Raw genomic sequence first — 13650 nt, forward strand, 5'->3', positions numbered from 1 at the left:
AGGAGCCTTTCATCGCCGAAGGATGAGCGAGCGACGCGGTGCCTTCAGAAACGGCAGTGAGGGTCGATACCAGGCTGTTACCAACTACGGGGCCATGCCGGCCCGACGGACCGGTGACTGCATCGCACGCGAATCTACGCACGCTTCCAAAGGAACACTTTCATGATTCACCTGACAACCGCCCAGCGACTGAGCCTTGGGTTTGGCCTGATTCTGGCGATGATTATTGTTATCGGCCTCGTGGGAGTTCAACGTGTCGGCTACATCAAGCAGACCCTGACCCAGAGCGTGGGCGCGCCAGCCAAGCAGCGCTACGCGATCGACTTCCGCGGCAGCGTCCATGATCGTGCCATTGCCATACGCGATGCAGTCTTGGTTGAAAGCGACAATGAGCTGCGTACGCAGCTCAATGAAATCGAGCGGCTGAAAGCCTTTTACAAAGACGCTGCCATGGCAATGGACGCGCTTTTTGCCGCTGGAGTAGCAGACCCGGAAGAGCTGCGCCTGCTGGACGCCATCAGGGACATCGAACGCGCCGCGCTGCCGCAAACCGATGCGCTGCTTGCACAGCGCCAGCAAGGCCGGAGCGACGAGGCGAAGACGCTGCTGCTGCGCGATGTCGCACCGGCTTACACCGAATGGCTCAAGCGCATCAATGCGTTCATCGATTAACAGGAACGAATCCTGAAGCAAGACCTGACCAGCGTCAGCTCGGCGGCTGGAAGTTTCCTGAACATGATCTTCGTCCTGCTTACCCTGGCGATCCTGTGCAGTATCGCGGTCACCTGGATCATCATCCGCTGGCTCAAGTCCACGCTGGGCGCCGAGCCTGATCAGGTCGCGCATGCCATCGACCAGCTGGCGAAAGGGCAGCTTTCCCTCGATGTGCACACGGACTATCCCGATAGCGTTATGGGCGCGATCCGGACCATGGCGGTGCACTTGGCCGAAACCATCGGCCAGGTGCGCCAGGTGGCAGATGAGCTAACGGGGTCATCTGGAAAACTGCAGGGGATTTCCGGTGAGAACAGCCAGCAAATCCGCATGCAGATTCATGAGGCCGAGCTAATGGCGACCGCTATTTCACAGATGTCGGCCACCATGAGTGAGGTGGCGGGCTATGCAGCCAAAGCCGCGGAAGCGACCCACAACGCCAACGGTGAAGTAACGATCGGCAATCGCGTCGTCACCGAAACGGCGCAGGCGATTCAGCATTTGGCGCTGACCCTGGATGACGCCGTCGAGCGCGTCCAGGAGGTTTCCCGAGACAGCCAGAACATCGAAAACATCATCGGCGTCATTACGGCGATTGCAGAGCAAACCAACCTGCTCGCGCTGAACGCAGCCATCGAAGCGGCAAGGGCTGGCGAACAGGGGCGGGGATTCGCGGTGGTGGCTGACGAGGTGCGATCCCTGGCGAACCGAACCAAGGATTCGACCCAGGAAATCCGCGCCATGATTGGCCAATTGCACGACGGAGTCGGCAAAGCGGCAGAGGTGATGGACCAAAGCCGCCGGCTCGCCGGGCAGGCGGTGGAGCAGACCGCTCAAGCGGAGCAGTCTCTGGCTCGAATCAATCTGGAGGTTGGGGCAATCAGCGACATGAACGTTCAGATCGCCAATGCAGCGAACGAGCAATCTAGCGTTGCCGAAAACCTCAACCGCAACATCACTCACATCAACGACGCAACGCAGCAGACCTCCACCGGCTCCGAGCAGGTCGCGGTAGCCAGCAAGGCATTGGCTGGCCTGGCCAGGAAACTGTCGGAAAGGGTGAGGCTCTTCAGCGTCTAGCCCAAATGCTGAGGCCTCGGGATCGGGTTTCGCCAAGAAGTTGAGCGAGCCCGCAGCTCGCTCATAAGCTATCCGGATCGCCGACGAACATCTGGATGCGCGAGCGCAGCCAGCGCTCTGCTGGGTCGTTGTCCTGCGCGCCGCGCCAGGCCATGGAGAGTTCAAAGTCCTGGCTGGTCTCGAAGGGTAGCGGCTCGGCCCGGACGCCACCGTTGGCGGCCAGGGCAGCAGCGGCATAGTCGGGCACGGTGGCAACGATATCGGTGCCGGCCAGTAGACTCGACAATCCATTGAACTGCGGCACGGCCAACACCACCTTGCGCTTGCAGCCGTGCAGCGCCAGTTCTTCGTCGATGTAGCCGTTCAGGTCGCCGGCGAAGGACACCATCGCATGCGGGCGCGAGCAGTAATCGTCCAGGCTCATGCGGCCTGGGATGCTGTCGGCGCGCAGCAGCATGGGCTTCGGCCGTCTCAGCACTTTGCGCTTGGCATTGGCCGGCAGCTCGACGGTGTAGCAGACGCCCACCGAGATTTCCCCGGACGCCAGCAGGCCCGGCATCAAAAGGTAATTGGCGCGCCGCACCACCAGCACCACACCCGGAGCCTCAGCGCGTATGCGTCTGAGTAATTGAGGCAGCAAGGCGAATTCCACCTCGTCGGTCAAACCGATGCGAAACACCAGTTCGCTGGTTGCCGGATCGAAAGTCGAGGCGCGGCTCACCGCGGTGGAAATCGAATCCAGCGCAGGCGAGAGCAAGCCGGCGATTTCCTGTGCGCGAGCAGTAGGCTCCATGCTGCGGCCCGTACGCACGAACAGCGGATCGTCGAACAGCGTGCGCAGACGAGCCAAAGCGGCGCTGATTGCCGGCTGTCCGAGAAACAGCTTTTCAGCCGCCCGCGTCACGCTGCGCTCGTGCATCAGCGTTTCGAAGACGATCAGCAGATTGAGATCCAGGCGGCGGAGGTCGTTGCGATTCATGCCATTTCATTCATGCGTGTGTCACGCAGGAAGCTGCGGGACCTTCAGGGTGCGTCTGCATTCTAGACAGATCGGGGTGACGCCGGCATGTCCATTTCCGCTTTGCAATGACATAAACCTGCAGAGCGGGATGCGGCTTTACGTACAGCCGAACATCATTGGCGCGCATGGCGACTATCGAACGGAATGCGGGCATCGCGGCTGGAGTTGTGCCGACAGTGCAGATAGAGTCGCTAATACAGTAGTAATCGAGGGGTCTTTCAATGTCCCGCATGATCCGTTTCCATCAGTTCGGCCCTGCCGAAGTGCTGCGCTATGAACAGCAGGACGTGCCACGGCCAGGTCCTGGTGAAGTGCTGATCAACGTAAACGCGATTGGCATCAGCTGGAGCGATGTGCTCTGGCGGCAAGACCTTGCGCCACGCCATGCACAGCTGCCGGCCGGACTCGGCTGCGAAGTCGCTGGTGAAGTGCTGGCGGTGGGCGACGAGGTGGATGGTTTCGTCATTGGCGATCGGGTCGCGAGCTTCCTAGCTCATGACCTCAACCAGTATCCGTTGTACGGCGAGCAGGTACTGTTGCCTCAGTTCTCTCTTGTTCACTATCCGGACATGCTCAGCCCGGTCGAAGCCAGCGTGCATTACATGCCGGCGTTGGTCGCCTACTTCGCGTTGGTCGAACTGGCGCAACTCGAGCCCGGACAGCATGTTTTGGTGACCCAAGCGAGTCGTTGCACCGGACCGATCGCCGTGCAGTTGGCCAAGGCATTAGGCGCCCGGGTGATAGCCACCTGTGAGACCGCAGAAGATCGCGACTTTCTCCAGACGCTGGGCGCCGAAACGGTGATCGTCACCGAAGAGGAAGACTTGGTTGGTCGCCTGCAGAAAATCACCGCTGGCGCGGGCGTCGAGGTGGTGCTCGACGCGTGTGGCGGTCCTCAGATGAAGCTTCTAGGCGATGTCATCGCGCCACGCGGAAAGCTGATCCTTTACGGGCTCAACGGCGGCAACGAGACAGCTTTTCCAGCGTGTGCGGCGTTCAAGAAAAACTTCAAATTCTTCCTTCATTGTTTGTGCGATTTCACCGGACAACCGGAATTGGGCATCGAGCAGAACCGTGACGCGGTCCGACGCGCGCTGCTGCACATCAACCAGCTCACCGCCGATCGGCTGATTACGCCGCAGATCGATAAGGTGTTCGGGTTCGATGAGGTGGTAGCGGCGCACAAATATGTCGAAAGCGGCACCCCGCGCGGTCGGGTCGCGCTGCGCGTCGATTGATTTCCCGTAGGGCCGAACTTGTTCGGTCGGTGGATGCACAGTGCAGTTACTGGCCGAATAAATTCGGCCCTACAGGTGAAGCGGCGGTGTCCGGTCTGGGATTTCGGTAATCGGGGTCAGGGCCTCTCGTTTTATAGCAACGCTGCGCGCCGGTTGACTCTAGTAGGGCCGAACTTGTTCGGTCAGTGGATGCACAGTGCAGTTGATAGCCGAATAAATTCGGCCCTACAGGTGAAGCGGGCGGCGCCGGTTAGGGATTTCAGTGGCCTGATTCAGGGGCCTCTCATCGCTTCACAGAAACTTTTCCTTCGCCGTTCAAGTCCTCCGAAGACAGCTAATTCACTCGACGGAGGAAAAAACACATGGGCGAAGAAAACCAGACCTTGCCACCTCAGGAGCAACCGGAGCCCGGCAAGGAAGGCTTGATGAACCCGCGTCCGGAGTTCAAGGGCGAAGACTACAAGGCCGCCGGCAAGCTGCAGGGCAAGGTGGCGATCATCACGGGCGGCGACAGCGGTATCGGCCGTTCCGTAGCCGTATTGTTCGCGAGGGAAGGCGCCGATGTGGCGATTCTCTATCTCGACCAACATCAGGACGCGGACGAAACCCGCAAAGTGGTCGAAAGCCATGGCCGTCAATGCCTGACCTTTGCCGGTGACGTAGCCGACCGCGAGGTTTGCCGGAAAGCCATCGACGAGACGCTGGCCAAGTTCGGCAAGCTCGACATCCTGGTCAACAACGCCGCCGAACAGCATCCGCAGGAAAGCCTGGAGGACATCAGCGAAGAGCAGTGGGAGAAGACCTTCCGCACCAATATCTTCGGCATGTTCCAGATGACCAAGGCGGCGCTGCCGCACCTCAAGCAGGGTTCGTCCATCATCAATACCACCTCGGTAACGGCCTACAAGGGCAGCCCGCAGTTGCTCGATTACTCGGCCACCAAGGGCGCTATCACCGCGTTTACCCGCTCGCTGTCGATGAACCTGGCCGAGCGCGGCATCCGCGTGAACGGCGTAGCGCCAGGCCCGATCTGGACGCCGCTGATTCCGTCGACCTTCGATGCGGACAAGGTCGCGAAATTCGGCGCCAACGTGCCGATGAAGCGTCCTGGCCAGCCGGACGAAGTGGCACCGGCCTATGTCTATCTCGCCAGCAGCGATTCGTCCTATGTGAGCGGCCAAGTGATGCATGTAAACGGCGGTACGGTGCTCAACGGCTGAGCACCAGTCGACAGGAGAAAAGCTTATGCCTCGCACGATCTGGAAGGGCGCCGTCAGTTTCGGCTTGGTTCATATTCCCGTCGCGCTGGTGCCGGCCACCACCCGCACGGGTATCGATTTCGATTGGCTGGACAAGCGCAGCATGGACCGGGTCGGTTACAAGCGCATCAACAAGACCACCGGCGAGGACATCGATAGCGAGAACATCGTCAAGGGCGTCGAGTACGAGAAGGGCCACTACGTTGTGATCAGCGACGAAGAGATCAAGGCCGCGCACCCGAAGGCGACGCAGACGGTGGATATCGTCGCCTTCGTCGATGCCAAGGACATTTCGTTCCTCTATATCGATACGCCGTACTACCTGACGCCCGACCGGCGAGGCGAAAAGGTCTATGCGCTACTTCGCGAAACCTTGATCCAGACCGGCAAGGTCGGCATCGCCAACGTCGTACTGCGCAACAAGCAGCACCTGGCGGTAGTGATGCCGCTGGGCAAAGCGTTGGTGATGAACACGCTACGTTGGGCTGAGGAAGTGCGGGGGCTGGAGTACCTTGAGATGAAGGACGAAGCGCTCAATGCCGATCTCAACCCGCGCGAGCTGGACATGGCCAAGCGACTGGTCGAGGACATGAGCGACGAGTGGAATCCCGACCAGTACAAGGACACGTTTCAGGACCAGATCATGGACCTGGTCGAAACCAAGGCCCGCGAAGGCAAACTCGAAGCCGTGGGTGGGCCGGAGGAAGCAGTCGATCGCCGCAGCGCCGATGTCATCGACCTGACCGAACTGCTCAAGCGCAGCCTGGCCGGGAAGGCTGCCAAAAAAGCCCCGGTCGAAGAGGTAGACGACGAAGACGATGCCGAGGAACAGGCGCCGCCGCCCAAGCGCACGGCGAGCAAAAGCGCCGCCAGCAAGGCCAAGGCACCGGCCAAGTCCACGGCAAGCAAATCCACTGGCAGCAAATCGTCCACCACAAGCAAGAGTGCAGCCAGTAAGTCCACCAGGAAAAAAGCCAGCTGATAGCGAGGAGCCTCATGTCAGCAGCGTCCGGCAAGAGCAAACGCCCCGATGTGGGCGGCATCGGTATCAGCAGTCCGCAACGCGTCATCGATGCGCAAAGCGGCGCCACCAAGTTGCAGCTGGCTGAATACTATCTGTCGGTGGGCAATTGGCTGACGCCGCATCTGGCCGGACGCCCGCTGTCCATCGTCCGCGCGCCGGACGGAGTGGATGGAGACAGTTTCTTCCAGCGCCATTGCGGCCGGCTGAAAATGCCGCACATGCGCGTGCTGGACAAATCCCTCGACCCTGAACACGCCCGCCTGATCCAGGCCGACAGCATCACGGCAGTGGTTGAGGCGGCGCAGATGGGCACCGTCGAGTTTCATACCTGGAACGCCCGCAGCGATCGTATCGATCGACCGGACCGAATCGTCTTCGACCTCGATCCGGACCCCGCGCTTCCGTGGTCGAGTATGGTCGAGGCGACCTGTCTGACGCTCGATCTGCTCGACGAGCTAGGCCTCAATGCGTTTCTCAAAACCAGCGGTGGCCGCGGCATGCACGTGGTGGTGCCGATTGATCGCCGTCAGGGTTGGGATTGCATCAACGAGTTCGCTCGCGGCGTGACGATGCGCCTGGCCCGAGAAGAGCCAGACAAGTTCGCGGAGAAGATGGGGCCGAAGAATCGAATCGGCAAGATATTCGTCGACTACCTGCGCAATCAGCGCGGTGCCAGCACCGTCGCGGCCTATTCGGTTCGCGCACGGCCCGGCTTGCCGGTATCGGTGCCTATCGGTCGCGACGAGCTGGAGCAGATCGCCGGGGCGAACCAGTGGAACATCCTAAACCTGCATCAACGCTTGGCGGAGCGGTCTGGCGATCCTTGGTCTGATTACGCATCGACTCGCCAATCCATATCGGCTTCGTTGTTAAAAGCACTCGCGCAAGACGGGTGACCTTTCTTTTGTCGAATCTCCAGCTAGCCTTTGAACTAGCGTAGCGAACATGCACCTAACCCATCAGCAGTCTGCAATAACCGCCGTAGAGCGGTTGCAGACGTGATGTGCAGTACATAACGAGTAACAGGAGATACCGATGACCGTGCGAGTATCCCGGCGACAGTTCCTGAAGTTCGGTGCGACCGCTGTAGGCGCATCGAGCATGGCCATGATGGGGTTTGCGCCTGATGAAGCCGTCGCGTCGATTCGTCACTTCAAACTGACCGGCGCCAAAATTTCTCGCAATATCTGCACCTACTGCTCGGTAGGCTGCGGCATGTTGCTCTACTCACGTGGAGACGGCGCCGCCAACGTGGTCGATCAGATCTACCACGTCGAAGGCGATCCGGACCATCCGGTCAGTCGTGGCTCGCTCTGCCCAAGAGGCGCGGGCGTACTCGACTTCATCAACAGCGAATCCCGGGTCAAATATCCGGAAGTGCGTGAGCCATTCACCAACGAATGGAAGCGCATCAGCTGGGACGAGGCCTTCACGCGCATCGCGCGACACATGAAGGACGACCGCGACAAGAATTTCGAAACCCATGATGAGCAGGGGCGGCTGGTCAATCGCTGGTTGACGACCTCCATGGTGGCGGCCTCGGCCTGTACCAACGAGACGGCGTACATCACGCAGAAGATCACCCGGGCGCTCGGTATTCTGCAACTCGACAACCAGGCGCGCGTTTGACACGGACCAACGGTGGCAGGTCTTGCCCCAACATTTGGTCGCGGTGCCATGACGAACCACTGGGTCGACATCGCCAATGCTGACGTCATTCTGTCCATGGGCGGCAACTCCGCTGAAGCGCATCCCGTGGGGTTCCGCTGGGTCATGCATGCCAAGGAGCGCAGCAATGCGGTCCTGATTTCCATCGATCCACGCTTCAACCGCACCACGGCGGTAGCGGATTATCACGCCTGGATCCGTACCGGCACGGACATCGTGTTCCTGGGTGGTTTCATCAACTACCTGATCGCATCCGACCGTTACGCTCACGAATACGTGCGTGAATACACCGACGCCAGCCTGATCGTCGCCGAAGGCTTCGGTTTCGACGAAGGCTTGTTCGTCGGCTACAACCCCGAGGACAGGACCTACAACCGCGAAACCTGGAATTTCGAGTTGGACGAGCGCGGCTTCGCTCGCTCCGATCCGAGCCTCGAACACCCGCGCTGCGTGTTCCAGCTGATGCGCGAGCATTACAGCCGTTACACCATCGAACAGGTGGAAAACGTCTGCGGCATGCCCAAGGAAAAGGTGCAAGAGTTGTGGGACCTGATGGCGCAGACGTCCGCGCCCGACAAGACCATGACCATCCTCTACGCCTTGGGCTGGACGCAGCACACCATCGGTTCGCAGATCATCCGTTGCGGCGCGATGGTGCAGTTGCTGCTCGGCAACATGGGCATGCCTGGCGGCGGCGTGAACGCTTTGCGCGGGCACTCCAACATCCAGGGGCTGACCGATATCGGTCTGCTGTCCAACCTGCTGCCCGGCTACCTCAACCTGCCGTCGGCGAATCTGCAGACCTACGCCGACTACATGAAGACGCGTATCAAGCCGCCGCTCAGGGAAGGCGAGGTGTCGTACTGGAAGTTCTATGAACGGTTCTTCGTCAGCCTGATGAAGGACTGGTACGGCGATGTCGCAACGGCCGAGAACAACTGGTGCTACGACTGGCTGCCGAAGCTCTCGGTGCCGATCTACGACGTGCTTTATGCCATCAACGACATGACGCTGGGCAAGATGACCGGTGCCTTCTGCCAGGGCTTCAACATCCTGGCGGCGTTTCCGAACAAGGCCAAGGTCATGGATGGCCTGTCGAAGCTTAAATACTTCGTGATCATGGACCCGCTGACGGTGGAAACCGGCGAGTTCTGGAAGAACTTCGGCGAGTACCACGACGTTGATCCATCGCAGATCGGCACGGAGGTATTCCGCCTGCCGACCACCTGCTTCGCGGAGGATGACGGCTCCATCACCAACAGTTCGCGCTGGCTGCAATGGCATGAGAAGAGTGCCCCCGGCCCCGGCGAGTCGATGACCGATACCGAAATTCTCGGCGAGGTCATGTTGCGGTTGAAGCACATGTACCAGGAGGAGGGCGGTGCGTTCCCCGACCCGATTCTGAACATGAGCTGGAACTACAAGGACCCGAAATTCCCGAAACCTGCCGAACTGGCTCAGGAATACAACGGCAGGGCGTTGGTGGATCTCACCGACGAAGCGGGTAATGTGATCCGCCGCAAAGGGGAGTTGCTGAAAGACTTCAGTGAGCTTCGTGCCGATGGTTCGACGGCCTGCGGTTGCTGGATCTATTCCGGCGCCTGGACCGAAGAAGGCAACATGATGGCCCGGCGCGACAACTCCGACCCTTACAACACCGGCAACACGCTGGAGTGGGCCTGGGCTTGGCCGATGAACCGGCGAATCCTCTACAACCGCGCTTCAGCCCGGCCAGACGGCACGCCATGGGCACCCAACAAAGCGTTCGTCTGGTGGAATGGTGAACGCTGGACCGGGGCGGATGTACCGGACTTCCCGCTCACATCGCCGCCGTCCCAGGGCGTCGGCCCCTTCATCATCACCCAGTCTGGAGGCGGGCACTTCTTCGCTTGCGAATGGCTGAACGAAGGGCCATTCCCGGAGCACTACGAGCCGATGGAGAGCCCCATCGATCGCAACCCGATGAGCCCAAACAACCCATTGGCGATGAGCAATCCGATCGCTCGCGTCTTCGAGCAGGATCGCGATTCGTTTGGCTCCAACAAGGACTTTCCCTACGCGGCGACGACTTATCGTCTGACCGAGCATTTCCATTACTGGACAGTCCATGCGCGGCTCAATGCCATCGCCCAGCCGGAGAAGTTCATCGAGATGGGTGCGGTACTAGCTGAGGAGCTGGGCATCGCTGCGGGCGACCGGGTGCGGGTGACGTCCAAACGGGGCTATATCACCGCCGTTGCGGTGGTGACCAAGCGGTTGGTGCCGCTGCAGATCGACGGGCGCACCGTGCATCAGATCGGCATCCCCATTCACTGGGGCTTCAAAGGTGTGGCGAAGAAGGCGCACCTGACCAACACCCTCACGCCATTCGTGGGTGACGGAAATACACAGACACCGGAGTTCAAGTCGTTTCTGGTGAACGTGGAGAAGATTGGAGGAGCCGTCTGATGGTTGGTGACCAGATCAATCTGCAAAACATCATCGCCCGCTCGGCGACCACCACGCCCTCGCCGCAGGTGCGGCACGGGGGTGTGGAAAAGGTCACCAAACTGATCGACGTGTCGGTCTGCATCGGCTGCAAGGCCTGCCAGGTCGCGTGTTCGGAATGGAATGACCTGCGCGACGATGTCGGGACCTGTGATGGCACCTACAACAACCCGCAGGACCTGACCGCCGAGTCGTTCGAGGTCATGCGCTTCAGCGAATACGAGGATGAACAGGGCAACCTGGAGTGGCTGATCCGCAAGGATAACTGCATGCATTGCGCCGAGCCGGGTTGTCTCAAGGCCTGCCCATCGCCCGGTGCCATCGTGCAGTACGCCAACGGCATCGTCGATTTCAATTCGGAACACTGCATTGGCTGCGGCTATTGCGTCGCCGGTTGCCCCTTCGATATCCCGCGGATCTCGAAAAAGGACAATAAGGCGTACAAGTGCACGCTGTGTTCCGATCGGGTGTTCCATGGGCTCGAGCCGGCTTGCGTGAAGAGTTGCCCGACCTCGGCAATCATGTTCGGCACCAAGGAGGACATGCTCGATTACGGCGCTCACCGGGTCCAGCACCTCCAGGGGCGCGGCTACGAGAACGCCGGTATCTATGATCCGTCCGGCGTTGGCGGCACCCATGTGGTCTATGTGCTGCAACACGCCGACAAGCCGGAAATCTACAGTGGCTTGCCAAAGGACCCGCATATCAGCCCGACGGTGGAGCTGTGGAAGGGCGTGACCAAGCCGATCATGTCCGTGGCGCTGGGTGTTTCGGTGCTGGCCGGTTTCTTCCATTACGTCATGAAAGGGCCGAAGGAAGAGCCGGAGGATGATCCGGACCCGGAGCTGGCGGCGGCCGATCGCGAACTTGATCGTCGTGGGGAGGACCGGTTATGAGCCATTCCAACGTCAAATACGGCATCCTGCGTTACGGTTGCTGGGCGCGGGTCAATCACTGGCTTATCGCGATCAGTTTCGTATTGCTCACGCTGAGTGGCCTCGCACTGTTCTATCCGGCTTTCTTCGGGCTCACCGCGCTGTTCGGTGGGCCGGAGCCGACGCGGATCGTGCATCCGTACATTGGCGTGTTCATGTCACTGTTCTTCATCATCCAGGCGGTGCGCTTCTTCGGCGATAACCTGATACGCCGCCACGATGTGCAGTGGATGAAGCAGATCGGCGACGTGCTCAGCAACCGCGATGAGCGCTTGCCACCGGTAGGCAAGAACAACGCCGGGCAGAAACTGGTGTACTGGATCTTCCTGGCCACCGTACCGGTGCTTTTGATCACCGGCATCGTGCTCTGGCGCCCTTGGATCGCCGATGGCATGCCAATCTGGGCGCTGCGCTGGGCCGTGTTGATTCATGCGATCGCTGCATTCATCGCCATCATCACGCTGGTCATTCATGTCTACTCGGCCATCTGGGTCAAAGGCTCGGTGCGGGCCATGACGCAGGGCCGCGTCAGCCACGCCTGGGCGCGTCACCATCACGGGCTGTGGTACGAGGATGTCGTGCGCAACGAGAAATCCGATGCGCAAGCCGCATCGCCGACCAGCGAAGTGCAGGACCGTCGTCGATGAAAGGAGCTGAAGTGAATCATTCGTATGGAAGCGCGCCGTCCGGAATCATGGACGCGCCCCACGTGGTGCTGCCGGATGCCAAGGTGTTCAGCAAACGCGCCACGCGGCTAAGAGAACTGGTCATGCAGGTGCCGTCGCTGGATGAGTTCCTGGCGTTCATGGCCCGTCTGGTACAGGCCCAGCATCAGGTACTGACCGAGCATGAACCCGCTTGGCGGCCGGCGCCGGATGCCTTCGATCAAGCGTTGAAGCATGACATGCCACCTCTGGGATTCCAGGCATTACGACGAGACGTGCATTGGCATGCCGATTTGCTCGCCATTCTCGATGCGGTGGAGTTGCATGTGGGCGAACGTCAGCGGCCGTTGCTCGCCGCACTGCGAGAGACGCCCGCTGAGCGACTCGATGAACTGGCCGATGACGTGTTCGAAATGCGTCCCGGCGATGAGGCGACTCGCGCGCTATTGCCATTGGTCGCTGCGGCGCTCCAGGTCACCTGGGCGCGCCTGGCCATTGGACTACCCAGCGCGCCGGCGCGTCCCATAGGTGAGGCAAAGGCGCTTTGTCCGTGTTGCGGTGCTGCACCTGTGGCCAGCGTGGTCCATAACGAGCGCCATCGCAGTGGCGTGCGCTATTTACACTGTTCGTTGTGCGCCACCGAATGGCATCTGGAGCGCGTGAAGTGCAGCGCGTGCGACACCGGTGGCAAGCTGCTCTATCTGACGCTCGACGAAGGGCAGGGCAAGGCATTTTTGCCGGTCCAGGCAGAAGCCTGCAACGAATGCCACAGCTATCTGAAGGTCATGCAGCGCGAACTCCATGGGCGCGCCGACCCGGTTGCCGACGATCTGGCCAGCCTCGCGTTGGACATGCTGCTGGCCGAGCAGGACGAATACGCACGCAGCGGGTACAACCCCTTGCTGGTGATGGGGGAATAAAGCGGAGTCTTGTCGCGCTGCTACCTGAGGCAGCTGCGGGACGCTAGCTGGAGAGTCAGGCTGATTGACATACCCGACACGCGTGGTCACCGAGAAACAGTTCATTAGCGTGTCCCGAACCTGCGCTTGTGGACTGCGGCAATGATGGAAGCGCCTGGCATCTCACTAGTTTGTCGGTGTGGCTCAGGTTGCCGTTCACCTGAACACGTTCGCCCCGAGGGCGGGCCTCCCATAAAAGCCAAAGCACGCTACCGCAGCCCCCACGCCGACCCGCTTTTGTAGGAGGCGCGCCCTCGCGGCGAATACAGGCCGCAGGCCCGTCCGAAACGCAGGCGTGACCGCAGCGATGGCGCCGAAGCGAACAACTTGGCCGTTCCACATTTGGCACAACCATGCAGCCATGTTTCAGGGTGCAGTCCGCAGCCTGATTGGCAACCACATCGTTGTAACCCCTACGCAATTTCAACGTCCGTCCGACAGCGGCGCCAGGCGGCTCTCTGACAGGCCTCGCTGCTGAACTTTTACAGCCTCCCTTGGTTCGGAAGAACAGAAGTGAGTGAAACCCCGCAGCGAGGTTTCACGACGACAACCCCAACCTTGCCGACGCCGCTTGCGAAGCGGTTGGGTTGCCGTATCGCA

Annotated in this window: 9 protein-coding genes and 1 pseudogene; 9 read left to right on the forward strand and 1 reads right to left on the reverse strand. The window is 60.5% G+C overall.

Translation table 11 applies throughout. From position 1 onward, the window contains the following. The first annotated feature begins 162 nt into the window (after window positions 1-162). A pseudogene (locus tag NA647_RS15825) lies at window positions 163-1794 on the forward strand (methyl-accepting chemotaxis protein). A gap of 61 nt (window positions 1795-1855) precedes the next feature. Here the strand turns inward: NA647_RS15825 and NA647_RS15830 are convergent. Continuing rightward, window positions 1856-2773 (reverse strand): LysR family transcriptional regulator, encoded by a 918-nt coding sequence (locus NA647_RS15830; RefSeq protein WP_256058564.1) that lies wholly within the window; start codon window positions 2771-2773, stop codon window positions 1856-1858. A 263-nt stretch (window positions 2774-3036) separates the two neighbouring features. On the opposite strand from NA647_RS15830, the gene NA647_RS15835 reads away from it, so the two are divergent. The 8 genes from NA647_RS15835 (at window position 3037) to fdhE (ending at window position 13011) form a co-directional block, all read left to right on the forward strand. Further along, complete coding sequence (locus NA647_RS15835) at window positions 3037-4053, forward strand: zinc-dependent alcohol dehydrogenase family protein (protein ID WP_256058565.1); 1017 nt, start codon at window positions 3037-3039, stop codon at window positions 4051-4053. Window positions 4054-4415: 362 nt separating this feature from the next. Beyond that, complete coding sequence (locus tag NA647_RS15840) at window positions 4416-5273, forward strand: SDR family oxidoreductase (RefSeq protein ID WP_256058566.1); 858 nt, start codon at window positions 4416-4418, stop codon at window positions 5271-5273. 25 nt (window positions 5274-5298) lie between these two features. Beyond that, window positions 5299-6294 (forward strand): Ku protein, encoded by a 996-nt coding sequence (locus NA647_RS15845; RefSeq protein WP_256058567.1) that lies wholly within the window; start codon window positions 5299-5301, stop codon window positions 6292-6294. A gap of 14 nt (window positions 6295-6308) precedes the next feature. Further along, window positions 6309-7232, forward strand: coding sequence for a non-homologous end-joining DNA ligase (gene ligD / locus NA647_RS15850; protein WP_256058568.1), 924 nt, complete (start codon window positions 6309-6311; stop codon window positions 7230-7232). 139 nt (window positions 7233-7371) lie between these two features. After that, window positions 7372-10452, forward strand: a complete 3081-nt coding sequence (gene fdnG, locus NA647_RS15855) for a formate dehydrogenase-N subunit alpha (RefSeq protein WP_256058569.1) — start codon at window positions 7372-7374, stop codon at window positions 10450-10452. Further along, window positions 10452-11387: a formate dehydrogenase subunit beta gene (gene fdxH, locus NA647_RS15860; RefSeq protein WP_181103510.1), complete on the forward strand. Its 936-nt coding sequence runs from the start codon at window positions 10452-10454 to the stop codon at window positions 11385-11387. Before fdnG ends, fdxH begins: the two co-directional genes overlap by 1 nt. Beyond that, the gene (locus tag NA647_RS15865; protein ID WP_256050403.1) at window positions 11384-12073 is read left to right on the forward strand and encodes a formate dehydrogenase subunit gamma; all 690 of its coding nucleotides are present in this window, start codon (window positions 11384-11386) and stop codon (window positions 12071-12073) included. Before fdxH ends, NA647_RS15865 begins: the two co-directional genes overlap by 4 nt. After that, entirely contained in the window at window positions 12070-13011 is a 942-nt protein-coding gene (fdhE, locus tag NA647_RS15870; protein WP_423836486.1) for a formate dehydrogenase accessory protein FdhE, read from the forward strand. Before NA647_RS15865 ends, fdhE begins: the two co-directional genes overlap by 4 nt. Window positions 13012-13650 lie beyond the last annotated feature (639 nt).

Origin of the sequence: Stutzerimonas stutzeri (assembly GCF_024448985.1) — a bacterium.
In the GTDB taxonomy this organism is placed as follows: Bacteria; Pseudomonadota; Gammaproteobacteria; order Pseudomonadales; family Pseudomonadaceae; genus Stutzerimonas; species Stutzerimonas stutzeri_AP.